The sequence below is a fragment of the Paenarthrobacter sp. NPDC056912 genome, from assembly GCF_042786555.1.
Lineage (GTDB): Bacteria > Actinomycetota > Actinomycetes > Actinomycetales > Micrococcaceae > Arthrobacter.
The window spans coordinates 101,231-121,738 of the sequence record NZ_JBHUCD010000011.1; the positions used below are offsets into that span (position 1 = coordinate 101,231).

Annotated in this window: 20 protein-coding genes; 6 read left to right on the forward strand and 14 right to left on the reverse strand. The window is 64.9% G+C overall.

The genetic code is table 11. The features are described from left to right. The first annotated feature begins 104 nt into the window (after positions 1 to 104). Entirely contained in the window at positions 105 to 1,541 is a 1,437-nt protein-coding gene (locus ACFRJ9_RS13545; RefSeq protein ID WP_377668696.1) for an amino acid permease, read from the forward strand. 76 nt (positions 1,542 to 1,617) lie between these two features. On the opposite strand, the gene ACFRJ9_RS13550 is transcribed toward ACFRJ9_RS13545, so the two are convergent. Together ACFRJ9_RS13550 and ACFRJ9_RS13555 are read right to left on the reverse strand one after the other, a co-directional pair. After that, on the reverse strand, positions 1,618 to 2,367 hold the full coding sequence (locus ACFRJ9_RS13550) for a 3-hydroxybutyrate dehydrogenase (protein WP_377668699.1): 750 nt from the start codon (positions 2,365 to 2,367) through the stop codon (positions 1,618 to 1,620). Positions 2,368 to 2,371: 4 nt separating this feature from the next. Further along, positions 2,372 to 3,760 carry an MFS transporter gene (locus ACFRJ9_RS13555; protein WP_377668701.1) on the reverse strand — a complete coding sequence of 463 codons (1,389 nt, stop codon included), beginning with the start codon at positions 3,758 to 3,760 and terminating at the stop codon, positions 2,372 to 2,374. 138 nt (positions 3,761 to 3,898) lie between these two features. On the opposite strand from ACFRJ9_RS13555, the gene ACFRJ9_RS13560 reads away from it, so the two are divergent. After that, positions 3,899 to 4,795 carry a LysR family transcriptional regulator gene (locus ACFRJ9_RS13560; RefSeq protein WP_377668704.1) on the forward strand — a complete coding sequence of 299 codons (897 nt, stop codon included), beginning with the start codon at positions 3,899 to 3,901 and terminating at the stop codon, positions 4,793 to 4,795. Between the two features lie 11 nt (positions 4,796 to 4,806). On the opposite strand, the gene ACFRJ9_RS13565 is transcribed toward ACFRJ9_RS13560, so the two are convergent. Next, positions 4,807 to 5,097 (reverse strand): hypothetical protein, encoded by a 291-nt coding sequence (locus tag ACFRJ9_RS13565; RefSeq protein WP_377668707.1) that lies wholly within the window; start codon positions 5,095 to 5,097, stop codon positions 4,807 to 4,809. 287 nt (positions 5,098 to 5,384) lie between these two features. On the opposite strand from ACFRJ9_RS13565, the gene ACFRJ9_RS13570 reads away from it, so the two are divergent. Beyond that, complete coding sequence (locus tag ACFRJ9_RS13570) at positions 5,385 to 6,290, forward strand: Ltp family lipoprotein (RefSeq protein ID WP_377668710.1); 906 nt, start codon at positions 5,385 to 5,387, stop codon at positions 6,288 to 6,290. A 116-nt stretch (positions 6,291 to 6,406) separates the two neighbouring features. Here ACFRJ9_RS13570 and ACFRJ9_RS13575 read toward each other — a convergent pair whose 3' ends face one another. The 6 genes from ACFRJ9_RS13575 to ACFRJ9_RS13600 all read right to left on the reverse strand — a co-directional run bounded on the left by ACFRJ9_RS13575 (position 6,407) and on the right by ACFRJ9_RS13600 (position 12,196). Next, entirely contained in the window at positions 6,407 to 7,246 is an 840-nt protein-coding gene (locus ACFRJ9_RS13575) for an ABC transporter ATP-binding protein (protein WP_377668713.1), read from the reverse strand. A gap of 23 nt (positions 7,247 to 7,269) precedes the next feature. Further along, positions 7,270 to 8,340, reverse strand: a complete 1,071-nt coding sequence (locus tag ACFRJ9_RS13580) for a FecCD family ABC transporter permease (RefSeq protein ID WP_377668715.1) — start codon at positions 8,338 to 8,340, stop codon at positions 7,270 to 7,272. Beyond that, positions 8,337 to 9,431 carry a Fe(3+)-siderophore ABC transporter permease gene (locus tag ACFRJ9_RS13585; RefSeq protein WP_377668718.1) on the reverse strand — a complete coding sequence of 365 codons (1,095 nt, stop codon included), beginning with the start codon at positions 9,429 to 9,431 and terminating at the stop codon, positions 8,337 to 8,339. Before ACFRJ9_RS13585 ends, ACFRJ9_RS13580 begins: the two co-directional genes overlap by 4 nt. Continuing rightward, on the reverse strand, positions 9,432 to 10,313 hold the full coding sequence (locus ACFRJ9_RS13590) for a siderophore-interacting protein (RefSeq protein WP_377668720.1): 882 nt from the start codon (positions 10,311 to 10,313) through the stop codon (positions 9,432 to 9,434). Beyond that, positions 10,310 to 11,263, reverse strand: a complete 954-nt coding sequence (locus ACFRJ9_RS13595) for an ABC transporter substrate-binding protein (protein WP_377668723.1) — start codon at positions 11,261 to 11,263, stop codon at positions 10,310 to 10,312. Before ACFRJ9_RS13595 ends, ACFRJ9_RS13590 begins: the two co-directional genes overlap by 4 nt. A 132-nt stretch (positions 11,264 to 11,395) precedes the next feature. After that, the gene (locus tag ACFRJ9_RS13600; RefSeq protein ID WP_377668725.1) at positions 11,396 to 12,196 is read right to left on the reverse strand and encodes a helix-turn-helix domain-containing protein; all 801 of its coding nucleotides are present in this window, start codon (positions 12,194 to 12,196) and stop codon (positions 11,396 to 11,398) included. Positions 12,197 to 12,236: 40 nt separating this feature from the next. On the opposite strand from ACFRJ9_RS13600, the gene ACFRJ9_RS13605 reads away from it, so the two are divergent. Continuing rightward, positions 12,237 to 14,000, forward strand: a complete 1,764-nt coding sequence (locus tag ACFRJ9_RS13605) for an ABC transporter ATP-binding protein (protein ID WP_377668728.1) — start codon at positions 12,237 to 12,239, stop codon at positions 13,998 to 14,000. Next, complete coding sequence (locus ACFRJ9_RS13610) at positions 13,997 to 15,769, forward strand: ABC transporter ATP-binding protein (RefSeq protein ID WP_377668731.1); 1,773 nt, start codon at positions 13,997 to 13,999, stop codon at positions 15,767 to 15,769. Before ACFRJ9_RS13605 ends, ACFRJ9_RS13610 begins: the two co-directional genes overlap by 4 nt. Here ACFRJ9_RS13610 and ACFRJ9_RS13615 read toward each other — a convergent pair. Genes ACFRJ9_RS13615 through ACFRJ9_RS13625 form a run of 3 tightly spaced genes read right to left on the reverse strand, consistent with a single transcriptional unit; the run spans position 15,752 to position 18,877 of the window. Then, positions 15,752 to 16,660: a spermidine synthase gene (locus ACFRJ9_RS13615; protein ID WP_377668891.1), complete on the reverse strand. Its 909-nt coding sequence runs from the start codon at positions 16,658 to 16,660 to the stop codon at positions 15,752 to 15,754. The two genes, ACFRJ9_RS13610 and ACFRJ9_RS13615, sit on opposite strands and share 18 nt — an antisense overlap. Before the next feature lie 44 nt (positions 16,661 to 16,704). Then, entirely contained in the window at positions 16,705 to 17,667 is a 963-nt protein-coding gene (locus ACFRJ9_RS13620) for a sucrase ferredoxin (protein ID WP_377668733.1), read from the reverse strand. Between the two features lie 4 nt (positions 17,668 to 17,671). Next, complete coding sequence (locus ACFRJ9_RS13625) at positions 17,672 to 18,877, reverse strand: cupin domain-containing protein (RefSeq protein WP_377668736.1); 1,206 nt, start codon at positions 18,875 to 18,877, stop codon at positions 17,672 to 17,674. Positions 18,878 to 18,888: 11 nt separating this feature from the next. On the opposite strand from ACFRJ9_RS13625, the gene ACFRJ9_RS13630 reads away from it, so the two are divergent. After that, positions 18,889 to 19,218 (forward strand): hypothetical protein, encoded by a 330-nt coding sequence (locus tag ACFRJ9_RS13630; protein WP_377668739.1) that lies wholly within the window; start codon positions 18,889 to 18,891, stop codon positions 19,216 to 19,218. A 66-nt stretch (positions 19,219 to 19,284) separates the two neighbouring features. Here ACFRJ9_RS13630 and ACFRJ9_RS13635 read toward each other — a convergent pair whose 3' ends face one another. Beyond that, positions 19,285 to 19,803, reverse strand: a complete 519-nt coding sequence (locus ACFRJ9_RS13635) for a GNAT family N-acetyltransferase (protein ID WP_377668742.1) — start codon at positions 19,801 to 19,803, stop codon at positions 19,285 to 19,287. Positions 19,804 to 19,806: 3 nt separating this feature from the next. Then, complete coding sequence (locus tag ACFRJ9_RS13640) at positions 19,807 to 20,478, reverse strand: O-methyltransferase (RefSeq protein ID WP_377668744.1); 672 nt, start codon at positions 20,476 to 20,478, stop codon at positions 19,807 to 19,809. Positions 20,479 to 20,508 lie beyond the last annotated feature (30 nt).

Consider the following 20,508-nt stretch of genomic DNA (forward strand, 5'->3'; position numbering starts at 1 on the left):
CTGTCTGCGATCAAAGACACCAAACCCCCGTGAGACCGATCACAAGACGTTCAAAAGTGATCTGCTGGATAGCGATCCCCTCCCAAAGACGAGAAGGTTTTACCATGCAACAAACCAAGCTGGCCGCGACGGACACTGTCCTCCAGGCCGCCGGTACGGCGCTTAGCCGAGGCCTCAACGTCCGTCATATCCGCTTCATGGCCCTTGGATCCGCGATCGGTACGGGACTGTTCTACGGTTCCGCCTCTGCCATCCAGAAGGCCGGCCCGGCGGTCCTGTTGGCCTACATCATCGGCGGCGCGGCCGTGTTCATGGTGATGCGGGCGCTTGGCGAAATGGCCGTCCGACACCCCGTGTCCGGCTCCTTCGGGCAGTACGCCAGCCGTTACCTTGGCCCGTTCGCCGGTTTCGTCACCGGGTGGACCTACGTGTTCGAGATGGCGATCGTAGCCATCGCCGACGTCACGGCCTTCAGTATCTATATGGGCTTCTGGTTCCCGCAGGTGGACAGATGGATCTGGGTACTGGCGATCATCCTGTTCCTGGGGGCCATGAACCTGTTGAGCGTGAAGGTCTTCGGCGAACTGGAGTTCTGGTTCTCGCTGATCAAGGTGGTGGCGATTATTGCCATGATCGTCGGCGGCGCGGCTATCGTCGTGTTCGGCTTCCAAACGGGCGACGGCGGTGGCGTGGCACCGGGACTGGGGAACCTGGTCAACCACGGCGGTTTGTTCCCGAACGGTTTCGAGGGGCTCCTGGCCGCGTTCGCCGTCGTGATGTTTGCTTTCGGCGGGATCGAAACGATTGGTATCACTGCTGGCGAAGCGGCCGACCCCAAGAAGGTCATCCCGCAAGCCGTGAACACTGTGCCGGTCCGCGTCCTGCTGTTCTACGTACTGACCCTGGGCGTGTTGATGAGCATCTTCCCGTGGAACGAAATCGGCAGCAGCGGCAGTCCGTTCGTGCAGATTTTTGACGGGCTGGGCATCCCTGCCGCACCCCACATCCTTAATGCCGTGGTCATCACGGCCGCGCTCTCCGCGATCAACAGCGACATCTTCGGTGCCGGCCGCATCCTGTTTGGCTTGGCCCAGCAGGGGCACGCGCCCAGGAGCTTCGGCAAGATCTCACGGCATGGGGTTCCGTGGATGACCGTGGTGATGATGGGCGGGATCCTGCTGGTGGGCGTCGTGTTGAATGCTGTCATTCCCGAGGACGTGTTCGTGCTCATCGCATCGATCGCCACGTTTGCCACCGTGTGGGTCTGGGTGATGATCCTGGCCTCGCATGTCGCGATGAAGCGGGAAATCAAGCGCAAGGGCCTGCCGGCGTCGGAATTCGGTTCGCCGCTCTGGCCCGCTGCGTCCGTCCTGACCATGGCCTTCATGGCGATGGTCATCGTGATCCTGGGCGTCTTCGAGGACACGCGCGTTGCTTTGTACGTAGGCGGAACCTGGCTGGTGCTGCTGTTCGTGGCGTACAAGCTGTGGGTGCGTGGAGGTGGCCTGCGCCGGGCGGAGCTGGTGGACGAGACGGTCTGATTTTCTCGCGCCGAGACTGCAGTTAATGGCAATGTTCGCGCGGAACATTGCCATTAACTGCCAACTCGCGGGGGGGTTACCGGGCCGACCAGCCGCCGTCCATGGTGTAGCTCGCGCCGGTGACCATGCCGGCGTCGTCGGAGGCCATCCACGCTGCCAACGACGCGACTTCCTCCACCTCCACCAGGCGCTTCACAGCGGACTCCGTCAGCATCACTTTGGCCAGGACCTCGGCCTCGGGGATGCCGTGGAGCCGGGCTTGGTCGGCGATCTGTTTCTCCACCAACGGCGTGCGGACGTACCCGGGGTTGATGCAGTTGGAGGTAACCCCGTGCTCGCCACCCTCCAAGGCAGTGACCTTGCTCAGCCCCTCGAGACCATGCTTGGCGGAGACGTACGCGCTCTTGTACGCCGAGGCCCGGAGTCCGTGGACCGAGGAGATATTGATGATCCGGCCGAACCCGTTGGCGTACATGTGCGGGAGGGCGGCCCTGATGAGGAGGAACGGGGCCTCCAGCATCAGGGCCAGGATCCTACGGAACTCCGCGGGTTCGAACTCCTCGATCGGCGCAACTTTCTGGATCCCGGCGTTGTTGACCAGGATGTCGCAGTCGAGGCTCAGAGTTGCCAGGGCGTCGACGTCCAACAGGTCAACCGCCCAGGCTGTGCCGCCCAGCTCGTCGGCGAGCGCCGCAGCTCCGGAGGCATCGACGTCGGCCACTACTACTTTCGCCCCGCGGGCGGCGAGCGCCCGGGCACAGGCTGCCCCGATTCCGCTCGCACCGCCGGTCACGAGAGCCTTGCGTCCGTTCAAGGAGTTGTCCATGGATCTAGCCTTTCGCAGCCGAAGAAGTAGCCAGTCCGTGCTTGATGGCGTCGGCTTCGTCCACCTCTTGGAGCGCGATGCCCTTGGTTTCCTTCAGCGAAACGACGGCGACGGTGGTGATGGCGCAGGCCACTACAAGGTAGATCGCCGTGGGAACCCAGGATCCGGTGTCCTTGAGCCACTGGGTTGCCAGCAGCGGTGCGAGTGAGCCCGCGAAGATGGACGTGACCTGCGAGCCGAGCGAAACGCCCGAGTAACGCATGCGGGTGGGGAAGAGCTCGGACATAATGGCAGGCTGCCCGGCGTACATGAAGGCGTGCAGGCAGAGGCCGATGGTGACGGCGAGCACGATCACCACTGCGTTCCGGGTGTCGAACATGGGGAAGGCGAAGAACGGCCAGGTTGCACCGGTGATGGCACCTACCAGGTACACGGGTTTGCGTCCCCAGGAGTCCACGAGCCTGCCGACCTGCGGGATGACCAGGAAGTGGATGACGTGGGCGATCAGGAGTGCCAGCAGGAGCGAAGACGTGTCGTACTTGTGGACGCTCTTGAGGTAGACGATCGCGAAGCTCACCACGAGGTAGTACATGATGTTCTCGGCGAAGCGCAGGCCCATTGCCTGGAGGATGCCCTTGGGGTACTTGCGGATCACTTCGCCCACGCCGTAGCTGATGGCTTTGGATTCCTCCACCTGCGCTTTGGCTTCCAGGAAGATGGGGGCTTCGGTGACGTGGGTGCGGATGTAGTAGCCGACGAAGACGATCACGGCGGACAGCCAGAACGCGACCCGCCAGCCCCAGCCGAGGAAGGCTTCGCTGCTGAGGACGGTGGACATGACGAACAGGACCAAGGTGGCCAGGAGGTTGCCCACCGGTACTGCTGCTTGCGGCCATGATGACCAGAAGCCGCGGGACTTGTTGGGGCTGTGCTCGGCGACCAGCAAAACAGCGCCGCCCCATTCGCCACCCAGCGCGAAGCCCTGGATGAAGCGCAGTGCCACCAGCATGGCCGGCGCCCAGTAGCCGACGTCCATGAAGCCGGGGAGGCAGCCCATGAGGAACGTGGAGACGCCCACGATCACGATGGTCAACTGCAGGGTGGGCTTGCGGCCGAGTTTGTCGCCGATCTGGCCGAACACGATTCCGCCCAGCGGCCGGGCAACGAAGCCCACGGCATACGTCAGGAACGCCTGGATAATGCCGTCCAGCTCGTTGCCGGTGCTCGGGAAGAAGTACTTGCCGAACACCAGGGTGGCGGCGGTGGCGTACAGGAAGAACTCGTACCATTCCACCACCGTGCCCACCATCGAGGCGGCGACGATCTTCTTCAGGCCGGAACCTTTGCCGGATTCGCTTCCGGGCTTTGCTGCAGAGCGTTGCTCTACGCTCATGTCCATCTCCTCAGTGTCCTCTTTGACCCTTGTGATACGTGATGTGATCCACACCACGGAATGCTCCACTGAGTATTGCTGCAGATTCTCCACACCTCAATGACCAAAGAGGCACCGAGTATGTGCAGAATTGCAGATATGAAGCCTAACCCCGACGACCTGCTCATCCTCCTCGCCGTCTCACGTTCAGGAAAATTCACGACGGCGGCACAGGCCTTGGGCCTGAACCACACCACGGTCTCGCGCAGGATAGCGGCGCTGGAGAAGGCACTCGGCGGGCGGGTCCTGGCACGCGCGGCGGGCGGTTGGGAAGTGACGGAACTCGGCGCGGACGCCGTACTGGTCGCGGAACGAATCGAAGCGGCGGTGGGCGCGCTGGGACCGAGCGACCACGCACCCGACCCCATTGCCGGCGTCGTGCGCATGACTGCAACTGACGGTTTCAGCGCCTATGTTGCGGCACCCGCCGTGGCCAAGCTGCGACGCCGGCACCCCGGGCTCAGCGTGGAGATCGTCACCGTGACCCGGCGGGCGCTGCAGCAACGGTCCGGTTTGGACATAGAAGTGGTGGTGGGAACACCGCAAGTACACCGGGCTGAAGCCATAAGACTCGGCGAGTACCGGTTGGGAATGTACGCGTCCCGTGCCTATTTGAAAGACAACGGGACGCCTTCCAGCATCGAGGAACTTACGCAACATCAACTGGTCTACTTCGTGGACTCAATGCTTCAAGTGGACGACCTCGACGCACCCCGCAGGCTGGTCCCGTCCATGCGTGACGGTTTGAGCTCAACCAATGTGTTCGTTCACGTCGAGGCCACCCGGGCCGGGGCCGGCATCGGATTCCTGCCCTGCTTCATGGCCGATCGGCATGCGGATCTGGTGCGGCTGCTGCCATCGGACTTCGCCGAGCTGCTCCCCTACTGGATGGTCCTCCGCCCCGACTCCATGCGCCGCCCTGCGGTAGCCGCCGTCGTGCAGGCTTTGCGCGAGGAGACGGAGAACCGGCGGGAGGAGCTGCTTGGGGCGGATTGAGCTGCGCCTGTCTAAACGATGGTTTCGACCGTCAAGAGTTCCGTTCGCGCAACTGCTTCGCTATGCACGTCCGTCAACGCCAGACGCTCCGGATCCTGCATGTAGGCCTGCAACGTGGACTCGTCAGGCATGTGAATCACCTGGACTTCCAGCGGCCCGTCGCCTTGGCTCCGGCTCCGTACCCGACTCACCACCTTGCCGCCATGCTTCGGAACGAGCGCCAGCACAGTGTCCTCGTATCGCGACAGTGCTTCTTCATTGCCTTCTGACGCCCACAGCAGCACGCACAGTTCAAGAGCCATGCGAAGCAGACTATCGGGTGCAGTGCTGGCAACTGACACATTCCAGAAACCTTTAGACGCCTCTGCTGGGCTTTAGCTCCATTCCCTTAGCCACCGTGTAGCATCCCCCTACGGGCATTGCCGCCCGCGCGCTTTTTGGGGGGAAGTGATCATGTTGTTCGCAACGTACCGTGCGCGGTTTGCCGCACTTGCGATCGACGCCTTTTCCTCAACAGGCGTCCAGTTATCGCACCCTCCCCGCACGCTTCGCATCGCACGTCGGTCAGGTGTCCTCTGAAAGGACTCTCATGAGCCAAGTCCCCAATTACGCGCCCTATCCCCCGGCCCCGGGCTATGGGCCGCCACCGCAGAGCAGCAAGTCGTTTCTCGTTACATGGTTACTGTCCCTACTCCTCGGCGTGCTGGGCGTCGATCGGTTCTACCTTGGCAAGGTGGGAACCGGACTGCTCAAGCTTTTTACCATCGGCGGCCTGGGCATATGGGCTCTCATCGACCTCATCCTGGTACTCGCGAACCAAACCCGGGATAAGCAGGGCCTGCCGCTTGAGGGCTACCAACAGCACAAGAAAGTGGCGTTGATTGTCACGGGCGTTTTCGTCCTCCTGAGCATTATCTTCAATGCCACCCGCGTTGGATCTGCCACCTCGTCTGCTCCCGTGGTGTCCACGTCCAAGGAATCCGCAACGGCTTCAGCAGCTGAGCCCTCAACGCAGGCCTCTACAACCTCTGCGGCCGAGGTGGCCGCGAAGGCAAAGGCCGACGCCGACGCCGCCGCCAAAACTGCTGCCGACGCTGAAGTGGCTGCCAAAGCAAAGGCCGACGCCGACGCCGCCGCAAAGGCCAAGGCAGACGCGGACGCTGCCGCAAAAGCCGCAGCCGACGCTGCTGCCAAGGCAGCGGCCGGAACCGTCAGCCAGCAGAATGCTCTACGGGAAGCCGGGAGCTACCTTAAGTTCAGCGCCTTCTCGAGAAGTGGCCTGATCGAGCAACTGGAGTACGAGAAGTACTCAACCGAGGATGCGACGTGGGCAGTGGATCGCGTGAAAGTCGACTGGAACGAACAGGCAGCCAAGTCTGCCGAGAGCTACCTGAAGTACACATCCTTCTCGCGTTCCGGTTTGGTGGAGCAGCTACTTTACGAGGGCTATACCCCGGAACAAGCTGAGTATGGCGTGAGCACGACGGGTCTGTAGCGACCACCTCCGGGGGCGTCGGCCCAGCTGTCCGTCCCCGGAGCCCGGCGCCGAGTTGGCAGTTAATGACAATGTTGCTCGGGAACATTGTCATCAACTGCCAACTCGCGAGGGAATCAGGACCCCAGCGGGATCACCAGCGGTGTGTGGCTCACGGGGTCGTCGATTACGATGCACGGCAGGCCGAACACGTGCTCCACCAACTCGGCGGTGACCACATCTGCAGGCCGGCCCTCGGCCACCACCGCGCCGTCCTTCATGGCAATAAGGTGCGTGGCATAGCGGCAGGCGTGGTTGAGGTCGTGGAGCACGGCGACGAGGGTGTTGCCTTCGCCATTGAGGCGCCGGAACAACTCGAGGAGCTCGATCTGGTGCGCGATGTCCAGGAACGTGGTGGGCTCATCCAACAGGAGCAGCGGGGTTTGCTGGGCAAGGACCATGGCCACCCACACCCGTTGCCGCTGCCCGCCGGAGAGTTCGTCCACCAGGCGCCCGGACAGCCCGGCAACGTTGGTGGCTTCCAAGGCTGCCACAACCGCTGCTTCGTCAGCCTCGGACCACTGGCGCAACAACTTCTGGTGCGGGTACCGGCCACGGGCAACAAGGTCGGCCACGGTGATCCCGTCCGGCGCGATGGAAGTCTGCGGCAACAACCCGAGCCTGCGGGCGACTTCCTTGGCCCCATAGGACGAGATGCTTTTGCCATCCAGGAGGACGGACCCCGACGTCGGCTCCAGCAGCCGGGACAGCGCCCGCAACAACGTCGATTTGCCGCACGCGTTCGGGCCCACGATGACCGTGAATTCGCCATCAGGAATGCGCACGTCAAGTGCCTGGGACACCGTGCGGCCAGCGTAGCCAAGGCTCACACCCTCGGCGCTGAGGCGCGAACCAGAGAGACGGGCACCCGGCGCCGAACCAGGAACAGAAACCGGTTCAACCAACACATCAGTCATTGCAATCTCCTTCAATTCTTCACTCATTGCCGCTTCACCTCACGGGCAAGGAGCCACACGAGGTAGCAGCCGCCGATGCTGACGGTCACCACTCCCACGGGCAGTTGGATGGGCGCGAAAAGGTTCTGCGCCACGATGTCGCTGGCCACCAAAAGGAAAGCCCCCATGGCGGCCGACGGAACCATTCCCACGGAAGCGGACCGGGTCAGACGGCGTGCCAGTTGCGGCGCAGCCAAGGAAACAAACGCGATCGGCCCCGCCGCGGCGGTGACCATGGCCGTCAAAGCCACCCCCACAACCGCGAGGACCAGCCGCGAACCTTCCAGCCGAACGCCCAAGGCGCGGGCGGCGTCGTCGCCCATTTCGAGCAGTCCCAGCCGCCTGCCGTACAAGGAGAGCACAGCCAGCAACACGGCAAAGATCGCCACAACGGGCGGTATCTGTTCCCACGAAACCTTGTTCAGGGACCCCGCACCCCACACGGCTGCGGACATGGCCTGTTCCAAGGACGCCTTGAGGATCATGAAGGTGTTCACCGACGCGAGCATGGCACTCACGGCGATGCCGGCAATAATGAGCCGGAACCCTTGGATGCCCTTCTTGTAGGCGAACAGGTAGACCAGCGCGGCGGTGGCCAAGCCGCCCACCAGCGCACCTGCGGAGACCGCGTAGTAGCCGCCGCCCATCAGGAGGATGACCACCAGTGCGCCAGTGTAGGCGCCCGTGTTGAAGCCGATCACGTCCGGGCTGCCCAAGGCATTGCGGGTCAATGATTGGAAGATTGCCCCGCTGACCCCCATGGCCGCCCCCAATAACAGGGCCAGGAGGACGCGGGGCAACCTCCACTCCACCACCACCATGTGCACGGCACCGCTGGACTGGCCCAGCAGCGCCGAAACAACGTCCGGTACCGCGATGCTGAACTCGCCAAGGCCAAGGGCGACGACGGCGAGCGCCAGGGCGGCGGCTACGAGGACGGCGGTGACAACCAGGGTGCGGACGTCGATGCGAAGTGAGATTCGCCCGCCGAACCGACGGACGGCGAGGGTCCGCCGGCCGAAGTCGATGGATGGCGCCTGGTCAACAGAAGTCACAGGGTGCTCACTTTCCGGCGTCGAATGAGCCAGATGAGGACGGGTGCGCCAACGAATGCGGTGATGATTCCTACCTGCATTTCGCCGGGGCGGAGAACGATGCGCCCCACGATGTCGGACACAAGGAGGAGCACGGGCGAGAGCACCAGGGTGTAGGCCAGGATCCAGCGTTGGTCCGGCCCCACGATCCAGCGGGCGACGTGCGGAATCATGAGTCCCACGAAACCAATGGGGCCGGCTGCCGCTGTTGCGGCTCCGCAGAGGAGTGTCACGGCGATGATGGTCCAGGTGCGGGTCCGGCCAATGTTGGCGCCCAGCGAGCGGGCTGTGTCATCGCCCATGGCAACGGCATTGAGTGGCCGGGCCAGGCAGAGGGCGATGACCGTTCCAACGACGATGAACGGAGCCACGGTGGAGAAGATCTCCCAAGTCCGGTTGCTCAGGGTGCCGGCGCTCCAGCTGCGCATGCTGTCGAAGACGGAAGGACGAAGGAGCGTGATGCCGGACGAAATGCCGCCCAGGACTGCCCCGAGGGCAACGCCGGCCAAGGTAAGCCGGAGCGGAGTTGCTCCGCCCCTCCCCCGTGATCCGATGAAGTACACGGCCACGGTTGCCACCACGGCACCGGCAAATGAGAACCAGATGTACTCCTGGATCCTGGTGACTCCGAACAGTGCCACGCCCAGGACTACGAAGAAGCCTGCGCCCGCGTTGACGCCCAGGATGCCGGGGTCCGCCAACGGGTTGCGTGTCAGGGCCTGGATGAGGGCCCCGGACAGGCCCAGCGCGATGCCCACAACCAAGCCCGTTACCGTTCGGGGCAGGCGGAGATCGTGGATGATCACGTGCTCAGGCGAACCGTCGTAGGCAGTGATGGCGGGCCAAAGGCTGCCCAGGGCAACGTCTTTGGATCCGACAACGAGGCTCAGCCACAAGACCAGGACCAGGACCGCTACCGCTGAGAGCAGTCCCAGCAGCCGGTAGCGGTTCACTGCCACCAGGCCTGCCGGGCGTGCGTCCGTGGCAGAAACCGGCGCCGCGTCCTGCACTTGAGGTGCAGCAGAACGCGGCGCCATGGTTTCGGATGCCATTTAGAGGCCCAGCAATTCGAACTTGGCGTCCTGCAGGTCCACGATCTCCTCGCGATCCCGCTTTTCGTCGGACCACAGTTCGTCGAACCACAGGCGGGTTTCGGCGTCGAGGTTTTCCCAACGCTCTTCCCAGGCTTCGCTCTTGTCCGTCCAGTAGCCGATGAGTTTGTACGAGCCAAGGCTGAGCTTCTTGTCGTGGCGCAGGTATTTGCGGATACCGCGCAGTACCTTGGTCTCGCCGGCCACCCAGATGTAGCCGGTGCCGCCAGGGAACTCCATTGACCGCAAGACCTCGTCCAAGCGGGACTGGCTGTGGCCGTTCCCGCCGTAGATCCAGGCCACTTCGGTTCCGGCGCCGAGGTTCAGCTCCTGCTGGTGCGAGGGATCCTCGACTTCGATCAGGACCCGGGTACGGACACCCGGCGGCGTCTGCTCCACGAGTCGCGCAACGGCGGGAAGGCCGGTGGCGTCGGCCAGCAGGATCTGCCACTGCAGTTCGGCCGGCGGTTCGTACAGTCCGGTGGGCGAGTTAAGCCCGACGACGTCACCCGCCTGGGCGCGTTGCGCCCAGGAAGCTGCCAGTCCGCCGTCGTGAACGACGAAGTCGATGTCTACCGTGCCGGCAACGGGATCCACAGAGCGAACAGTGTAGGTCCGCATGGCGGACGGCTCGACGCCCTCCACCCAGTCCCAGGAGTCTCCCGTGGAAATGGGCAGCCGTGCTTCATGCTGGCCCGGGTCCGGCAGGAACACGCGAAGGTATTCGTCGCCGACACCCGTGGTTTCAAAGCCTGCAAGCCCGGGACCGCCGAAGGTGATCCGGATCATTCCGGGAGTCAGCAGGCGCGTGGAAATAACCTCGGCGCGGTAGATGCTCATCATGACAGGAGCGCCTTTTCGAACTTCTCCAGCAGGGCGTACTGGCCGCTCGGCGAACCGTAGATCATTTCGAGGTCGTAGGTGTGGATCTGCTTGTTGGCCACGAAGGGCAGCGAGGTCCACAGCTTGTTGTTGGCCAGCGGAGCGAAGGCATCGGGGTTGGCGCCGTCCTTCTCGGGGACCTCGGTGGTGATGATGGCGTCGATTCCGCTGAGCTGCTCGAGCTGCTCGGCGCTGAGCTTGGCGCCTTCACCGTCGGCAAGCGGGGAAACCTTCAGGCCCAGGTCCTTGATGACCAGGCACGGCGTCCCGTAGCAGCTGACAGTTACCTGGTCCTCGTAGTAGTCCACGGGGCCAATCACCATGTTGCTCTTGCCGGCCTCGGCCAGGCGCTTCTTCACGTCTTCAACCTTGGCCTGGTACTTGTCCATCCAGGCCTGGTACTGCTCGGTCTTGCCGAAGGCCTCGGCCACGGTCTTGAACTTGGTGCGCCAATCGCTGCCGTCGAATCCGTTGAAGGTGTAGGTCGGAGCGATGTCGGAGAGCTTGCCGTCAAGCTCCTTTTCGTAACCCAGGCCGTTCAGGATGACGTCCGGCTGCGCTTTGAGGATGGCCTCGAAGTTGAACTCCGGATAGTTGGTGAACGGCGTGATTCCTTCCAGCGCCTTCTGGTCGAAGAAGTACGGGAAGCCCGAGTAGCCGCTGTCACGGATGGGTTGCTGGCTTGCCAGCGGAATGCCAAGGGTGATGAGCATGTCCAGGTCCGTGGTGTACATGCCAAGGGCCTTCTTGGGCTCCGCGGGGATGCTCAGCTCTTTGACCTCGCTGGTGACGGTGCGGGTCTCCGATTTGGCGGTGGCGCTGGCATCGGTGGTGGCGCAGCCGCTCAGAAGGAGAGCTGCGGATGCCAGGGCCGCGACGGCGGCGGACATGGTTTTAGTGCGTGAAATCACTGCGGTCCTCTTGATTCTCAGGGGAGTTGGGGAAGCTCCCGTTGGCGCCGCGACCCGTTGAGGGGCTCATGGCGGCTACCGAAGTTAGGTATACCTACCCTAACAACGAAGAGGGCCGAAAATCGGCGGATTCTATTCGGAACCGGCCAAAGAGTGGTGGTTTCCGGCCTTAAGCGAGGACACGTACCACCCGGGCGTGTGGCCCATCACCTTGCGGAACACCTGGACGAAGGCGCTCGGGTTGTTGTAACCCACCCTCCTGCTGACCGACGAAACCGGATAACCGGCCGCCAGCAAACCCAAGGCCACCCGGACGCGGGCATGGATGCGCCACTGAGCGAACGTCATGCCGGTTTCCTTGTGGAACAGGCGGGAAAGGTTGCGGACACTGATGGCAACTTCCACGCTCCACTCTTCCAGCGATCGATCCAGTGCCGGGTTGTCCAACAATTCGCGGGCAATGCGTTCCAAGCGGGGATCCGAGGGCATCGGCAACAACATGGGCCGCGCGTCAACAACGTCGAGCAGTCCCACCACCAACTGTTCCGAACGCTCGCGCATCACCGGTTCCATGTCGAAGTTGCTCATGTGCCGCAGCAGCTCCTGGACCGCGGCCGGCACGGTGACCGCAACAGTGCGGTCACCAAGTGGAGGAGGCACATCGGCGTCGATGTGCGAGCAACAGAAGCCGGTTCCCTCCGTGGACTTCACTGCATGAACCACGCCCGCCGGAATCCAGAGCCCCAGTGTGGCCGGCACGGCAAAGAAGCCTCCGTCGGCTTCTACGGTGAGGACGCCGCGGGCACCCCAGAGCAGCTCATGGGTATCGTGGACGTGTTCAGTCCACGTTGCCGGGGTGGCGCAGTCGAAGTATGCCGTGTAGACGCCGCGCACCAGCGGCTGTCCGGAATGCGATATAGCTTGGCGGGTCATTGGGCCTTCTCGAAGTTAGGTCAGCCTTACCATGGTAAGCATGCCCTCCCGTACTGCCATTCCGTCCTGCCCACCCGGGCGTAACAAGCCAGCACCTTGGACGGCCTCCCGGCTCTTCAAATACTCACTCTTTGGCAACGGCCGCTGGAAGCTGCTGGTGGTGGGCTGCGCCGGACTCACAGTGCACCAGATCAGCGAAGCCCTGGTGCCCGTAACCATCGGCGCCGCCGTGGACAACGCGATTTCCCCGCACGACGCCGGCGCCCTCCTCTGGTGGCTCGCCGCACTCGCCGCCGTCTTCATCGTGCTGGCATTGTCGTGGCGGTTTGGCACCCTCGCCACCGAGCGATCCTTCAACTACGGCTCGCACGACCTCCGGCAGTTGGTGGTCCAGCGGACCCTGCACCCCCGCGGCATGGCAGCCCGCCGCGCCCCTGGAGAGATCGTTGCCATCGCTTCCTCCGACGCGGACAGGGTTGCCGGCCTGTCCTGGCTCATTGCCGGCGGCCTGGCTGCGACCGCGGGCGTGGTGACCTCGGCTGTGACCCTGCTGCTGATTTCGGTTCCGTTGGGACTCGCAGTGCTCGTGGCAACCCCCGTGATGCTGTTGACCATGCGCCGGCTCACCAAACCGCTGGAGGACCGAAGCGACGTGGAGCAGTCAACAGCAGCCCGCGCCGGCGCCCTGGCAACGGACTTCATCACCGGATCCCGCCCCCTCAAAGGCCTGGGTGCCGAGGATGCAGCCGTGACCCGCTACCGGACTGCGAGCCGGGCATCCCTGCTGGCAGGGTTGCGGGCAGTCCGTTCCAGATCGGCTTACAACGGTGCCAGCACCGCACTGTCCGCCGCCTTCCTGGCCGGCATCGCTTTCTTCGCCGCGTGGTTCGCTGTCCAAGGCAGCATCTCCGTGGGCCAATTGGTGACAGTTGTGGGTGTGGCGCAGTTCGTCCAGGGCCCCATGGCCGCCCTCGGCTACCTCAGCGTGGAAATCGCGCGCAAACGCGCCTCCGCGGTTCGCATCGCAACCCTCCTCGCGGAACCGGACGCCGTGCCTGCAGTGGACGTCCGGCCCGGGCCCGTAGAACGCACGACGCCGGCACCCGGCTCAGCGGCAAACGGCGCCCCGCTGCTCGAACTCCGCGCCGGCCCTGGAAATACCACGTTCCCGCCCTTCACTGCCTCGGCCGGAGAAATCGTGGGCGTCGTGCTTCCGAACGGTACGCAGGCGAGGCTGCTTGTAGACACCCTGGGCTTCCGCACTCCAGCACCCCGCGGACTCGTGGCCATCGACGGCTTTGACGCTGCCGACCTGGACCCGGTCCATGTCCGTGCCAGGGTCTTCGCAGACAGCCACGACGGCGTCCTGTTCCGCGGCAGCGTCCGTGAGAACGTCTCCGTAGCCAATGCCCAACTGGAGGAACGCGCCATGGCCGCTGCCGCCGTCGGGGATTTTGTCTCGCAACTGCCCGAAGGCGCCGAAACGGTACTTACCGGCCACGGCCAGAGCCTCTCCGGTGGTCAGCGCCAGCGGTTGGTGCTTGGCCGCTCGCTGCACCAGCAACAGCCGGTGCTGGTCCTGCATGACCCCACCACCGCCGTCGATACCGCCACGGAAGCCGTGATCGCGGACGGACTGCGCAACTTCCCGGACAAGGCATTGGTATTGGTCACCACAAGTCCCACCCTGCTGGCCGCTTGCCATCGTGTGGTGATGGGCGGAGACGGAGAAGTGCCCGAAACCGGCACGCACCGCGAACTGCTCGCTGCCTCGGCCGGCTACCGCGAGGTGGTGGGCTCATGAGCACCGAAATCCTTCCGATTGCCACGCCCCGTGAGACCCGGAAGGCCATGTGGCGGTTGCTGGCGCAACGGCCGGGCCGGCTCACGCTGACGGTGCTGGTACTGCTCGGGGCGTCGTGCTGCGGACTGGCGGCACCGGCCATCCTGGGCATGATGGTGAACATCGCAGCCACCGGCGGAGACGTCATGTCCTTGCTCTGGCTGGCGATCGGGCTGTTGGTAGCAGGCGGCCTGGGGGCCTTGCTCGGCATCCTGGGCCAGAACCTGCTGGCACGGATCTGCGAGGAGGCCCTTGCCGGGCTGCGCGAGGAAGTGTTCGCCGCCGCCGTCAGGAAACCGCTGGCCCAACTGGAGAAGGCGGGCATCGGCGATGTCGTGGCCCGCGTATCCGGAGACGTGGAGGCTGTCAGCGAGGCGATCTCCGGGGTATTGCCGGCCTTTACCAGCGCCGCCTTCACCATTGGGGTGACCCTGCTGGCCCTGGGTGTGATCGACTGGCGCTTCGCCGTGGCCGTGCTGATCGCCGCACCTCTGCAGGTCTTCACGCTGCGCTGGTTCCTGCGGCGGACCGCCCCCATCTACCGGACCGTGCGGATCACCGAAGCCAACCGTACCGAGCAGATCATCGAGACGGTCCACGGCTCTCCATCGGTCCTGGCCCTGGGGCTCGGCAACCGGCACGCCGACCTGGTGGCAGCAGCCTCGAACGAGACAATCGGCCATTCACTCCGCGGCGTCGGCTACCTGACGCGCTTCTACAACCGCCTCAACCTGGCAGAACTCATCGGCCTTTCCGCGGTGCTGGTGGTGGGGTTCTGGCTCCACGCCGAGGGTGCCGTGACCATCGGCGCAGCCACGGCCGCGGCGCTCTACTTCTACCGGCTCTTCGACCCCATCGGCCTGGTGCTGGGACAGTTCGACGAACTCCAAAAGGCCGCCGCCGGATTGGGCCGCATGTTCGGGCTGACACAGTCCGTTTCCCCGGCTGCAACCCCTGCCGCTTCCCCTGTTTCGCCTGTTTCGCCGGCAAGCGATGCGGGCATCGTCCTGGACGACGTCTCGTTCGCCTACCCCGGCCAACGCCCCGCCCTCCGCGGCGTCTCCCTCAGGGTGAAGCCCGGCGAGCGCGTGGCGATCGTCGGTACCTCCGGCGCAGGCAAGACCACTCTGGCCAAGGTCATCATGGGCCTGGAGCATCCGCATGGCGGGACCGCCTGGGTGGGTGGGCTGGACTCGGCCGCTGCCGCCCCGGCCGAACTTCACGGGCGGATCGCCATGGTCAGCCAGGAGGTACATGTCTTCTCCGGCACGCTCGCGGAAGACCTCCGGCTCGCCAGGCCGGACGCTACCCCCGAGGAAATCTCGCGTGTCCTTCAGGCTGTTGGAGCTACCTGGGTTGGAACGCTCGACGCCGGACTGGAGACTTCCGTGGGGGCCGGTGGCCACCAGCTCACGCCGGAACAGGCGCAGCAGCTTGCCCTGGCACGCCTGATGCTCAAGGACCCGCCCATCGCGGTCCTCGACGAAGCCACGGCCGAGGCCGGCACGGGTTCGGCCACCATGCTGGACCAGGCTGCCGAGGCCGCCCTCGCAGGCAGGACCTCGCTGGTGATCGCGCACCGCTTGTCGCAAGCTGCTTCGGCGGACACCGTGGTGGTGATGGAGCAAGGCCGGATTGTTGAATCGGGTTCACACCAGGAACTCCTGGCCGGCGAAGGCCGCTACGCCACGTTATGGGAGGCGTGGAACAGTTCACTCAGCCGCAGCTAGCGGCTCCGCCACAGGGTCATGACGCACCGGAGTTCCGGCGGCGAAGGCCCGCACCTGCGCGTCGTCCCAGATGTGCGCGGGGACGCCGCCGCCCAGGAGCTTGCGGGCCAGGCCGGGATCGTCACCGAACGGAGCATGGCTGCCGGCCATGATCATGTTGCCGTAGCGGCGGCCCTTGAGCATGGCGGGATCGGCGATGATCATGGTGTGCTGGAACGTGTCCGCGATGGTGGCGGCGTCGGCCCGGGCGTTCTTCAGGTCCGGAGCGTCGCCGGAGTTGACCACGTACAGGCCGTCCGGTGCCAGCACGGCGTCTGCATGCGCGGTGAATTCCCGGGTGGTCAGGGCCCGCGGCGTGAAAGCTCCGGCGAAGACATCGCGGATGATGAGGTCGCGGGTGTCAGGGGTGAGGGACTCTGTGACCTGGCGGGCTTCTCCCACCCGGATCCGCAGGAGGGGTGCTTTGGGTAGCTCGAACCAGCCGCGGACGTAGTCGGCGAGCTTGCCGTCCAGCTCCACCACTACCTGCCGCGCCTCGGGGTAGGCCGCGTGGAAGTACCGCGCCATGGAGCACGCTCCCCCGCCAAGGTGCAGTGCGCGCAGCTTGGGTTTGGCCTCCCGGGGCCACCGCGATTCCACCAAGGCAGCGATCCAACGCATGTACTCGAAATCCAGGAACAGCGGATCGGCGATGTCGATGTGCGAACTCATCACGCCGTTGATCTTCAGCAACCAGCCATTGGAGCTATCGGGATCCGGAACCAGCTCGCAGTCGCCGGTATCGATGTAGTAGACGCCGGCAACCGGACCGTCAGGACGGGTGCCGGCCGGAACATCGACGACTCCCGCCGTCGACCGCTGGGACTTGCTTAACTTGCCGCGTTTCGCCACTACTTCCGCCCTGCCTGAGTCATGCAACCAGCCTAGTGGAGCTCTCAGGCTCTCCGGATGGACGTGGGTTCGTAGACAACAACCGAGCCCATCGTCGGTCCCCGGCAGGTCAGTTGGCACGGAGGTGAGCGGCGGGACTGCAGTTCCACCTCGATGTGCTCCGGTTGGGGCGGGCGGCCGGTGATGTGGATTCGCCAGTGGTCGCCTTCGTTCAAGGTCTCGGTGACCAGATAGTCGTTGCGGCCAGCAGGGCCGAAATGTCCCAGCACGGCCACGACGGCGGCTTGTTGTGGTGGGAGGAGATCCGTATATCCGCGGAGGTACTCCGCGCGGATGCGGTCGGCGAGATGATCCTCAATCGTGGCGACGGCGGACTCGGCATCGAGTCCGCCGTAGTACACGCCGTCGGGAGCTATCACCGCAGTGGCTGCGAACCTGTCACCACCAACGTGGGAGCATTCCCACACCAGCTCCGGCCAGCGCCCGCTGAGTGCATGTCCCACGGGCCGGCCCCGCACTGCGCAGCAGGTGTCGTGCTGACCATGGGCGCAGATCAGGATGACCGGAGGAAAACCGGGCTTTCCAGAAGACGACAGGGCTGGGACTATTTCCGCAAGGTCCTCATCCCGGTCCCACGTTCCCCATAGCTGCTCCTGGGCCCCTGAGCTTTGACGGCGCAGAACGGCCCACTGGCTGGGACCGTGGCGTCGGCGGGGGCCGGGCCGCCGCACCAAGAGAACCCGTGCCCGCGCCGCCCGCGCCGCGGAGGATACGAGGGCTTTGGTACCGGCTTCCAGGTCAAGGCCATCGAAGCCGTTGGGCGGCCACCCGCCCCGGTACTCTATGAGGACCCAAACCGTGCCGGGTGACGCCGTGCCTGCCATCGGGTCGCCGCGCAGCCGAGCACTCTCAGCGCAGAAGAAACGCCCTGTTGCGGCAGCTGGGATGTCACTGGCCAAGTCGTCATGGTTCAACAAGTCGTCATGGTTCAAGTCGTCACTGTTCAAGTCGTCACTCTTCAACGGGGACGAGGACTCCTGCGCGCAACAGCCTTTCAACGAGTTCAACGCCAAGCTCAGCTGCGGGGTGATCCTCGCCGTCCAGCAGGAGCCGAACGGACGGCAGATCTGCCTCGGGGAAGTCGAGCCAGCCCACGCGGGTAGTCAAGCGTGAGCCCTCGAGCCGCGCTTCCAGCGCATCACGAAGCCGCACCAGCGAGCCGGGGCCGAGGCCTTGGATCGCCGCGAGCTGGGCCACGGGACCAAGCGGGGCCGGGCGTCCCTGTCCCCTCCGGGTGCGGTGGAAAAGCGACGTGGTATCAGCCTCCAACACGGCGGCGGCCAGACGTTCACGGATGGCGGCGATCTCCCCATCGGGTCCATCCACGCCCAATGGCAGGGAACGGCGCATCTCGGGATCGTCGCATAACGCCGCAAGCGCGGCCTGCGCGAGGTGCTCGGCCAGGGCATGGCGGGTCCAGCTGTGGACTCCCAACGTGAGATGGATTGAAACTTCGCCCTGTGCCTGGGCAGCATGCAGCCAACCACGGGGCAGGTAGAGGACATCGCCGGGCTCGAGCACCGTGTCGATGTAAGCCGTGCCGTGGGCGGCCTCTGCGACGGCGGAGCGGCGATCGGTCCACGGCTGGCTACGCAGCGGGTCCACGTGGACCGGCTCATGGATGATCCAGCGCTTCGTGCCCTCGATCTGCAGGACGAAGACATCGTGGACGTCGTAGTGATCGTCGAAACCACGGTTCTGGGGCGGCGTGATGTAGGCGTTGGCCTGCACAGGATGTCCGAGTTCGGTGCTCAGTTGAGTGCTGAGGCTGGACACGGGCTCCCAGGTGCGATGCAGCGCCTGCAGGACCAGGGTGGCTCCGTCGGCGAATTTGCGCCAAAGCTGGGTGTCGTCCAGCTGGTCAGGGATGGTGGCGCCAACGCCTGCCGGGGAGGTGAACGAGGACTCAGGGAGGGTGGAGCCGCCCTTGGCGACGCGCAGGAAAGGTGTCCTCAGTCCGCGGCGCGAGATCAGTTCGTCAACGGCGTTGGCTGAGAACACATCGGAAAAGTCGCTGATGCCACGCGTGAGCAGCGCGGTCCGTCCCCAGACCTCGCTGGCGAATCTCTCATAGCCGATGTCAACCAGGCGTGTTTCCAAAACCCCGGCGTCCTTCACCGCGCCGGGGTCCTGGAAGTCAGTGCTGGTAGAGCTCAAACTTAGCTGCCTTGGCCCGCGGCGCCGCCGTCCGCACCACCGTCAGCGCCGCCATCCGCACCACCGTCAGCGCCGCCATCCGCACCACCGTCAGCGCCGCCATCCGCACCACCGTCAGCGCCGCCGTCGTGGGTGCCGGGGACGCCGGCCGCGCCGCCGTCTGCCGGGCCTTCAGCACCACCGTCCGCGCCACCATCGGCGCCACCGTCAGCACCGCCGTCGTGGACGCCTGGGGTGCCGGCCGCGCCGCCGTCCGCGGGACCTTCCTCCTGGGCTGGATCCTGCTCTGGAATAGTCATGCTTCCTCCCGAGAATCGAATGGCGTACTCAGGCTCCGATGATCGGCTCCTGATTCCAAACCGGGCGATCTCCATTGGCACCGCCCGTGATCACCATATCCACATGAGTCAGCTGTGGGAACAGCTTTCGCGCACTCCGGGACGCACCATCCGATGCTCCGGCAGCAAGTACCACGAGGGGTCGCAGAGCTGCCGCTTGCCATCAGGGACAAAGCCGTTGCGCCGGTAGAAGGCCTGGGCGCGGGGATTGTCGTCCAGTACCCACAAGTACGCCGGCGAGTCGCCGATCAGTGCGTCCACCAAGGCCTGGCCGACGCCACGTCCATGGATTCGTTCCAGGGTGTAGAGCATGAACAGCTCCAGTTCGCAGGGGCCGTCCTCGTCCTTGCCGGGGCCTGCCGCGGCGATGCCCACCAGTTCGCCGTCGGGGTCGTGTGCGAGCATCCGGGAATGGCCGGCTGCGATGGATGCCCGGTAGCGCTCGATCCGGTCGGGCAAGGCGGATTCCTGATCGGCGAAGAACTCCGGGGGCAGGAGCCGCCCATAGCTTTCCCGCCACGACTGGACGTGCATGATGGCCATGGCCTCGGCGTCGTCCACCGTTGCCGGGCGCAGCGTGAAGTCCATCCGCTACCGCACCCGTGCCATGGCGAAGCCGTCCCAGCCCTTGCTGCCAACCGTTTGGATGGCAGTGGAATCCAGGCGCGGGTCCTGTCCCATCATCTCCAGCACCTGCACGATGCCCGGCGCGTTGACCTCATCCCGCTCGGGCTCCAGGATGGCACCGTCCCAAATGACGTTGTCCACCACAATCACCGTGCCGGGGTGGCCGAGCCTGATGGCCCAGTCGAGGTAGTTGGAATCGTTTTCCTTGTCCGCGTCGATGAAAACGAAGTCGAAGGATTCCTGGCCCGCCAGCGTGGGAAGCGTGTCCAAGGCAGGACCTACCCGGATGTCCACTTTGTGTCCCACACCGGCAGCGTCCACGTTGGCCCGGGCCACGTCCGCATGTTTCTGGAGGTATTCACACGTGACCAGCTTGCCGTCGTCGGGAAGTCCCTGGGCCATCCAGATGCTGCTGAACCCGGCCAGCGTACCGATCTCCAAGACCCGCCGGGCGCCCGACAGCTGCACAAGCATGCGCAGCAGCTTGCCCGCGTTGGGCGCCACTTCGATAGGCGGCATGCCCGCCTCCACGGCGGATGTCAGGGCGCGCTTGTGGGCAGGGTCAGGACGCACGACGACGTCAGTCAGGTAATGCTCGACGTCAACCCACCCGGGCTCGGTCACGTGTTCAATCATGGCCCCCAGTCTGGCACCCGGGGTGTCGCC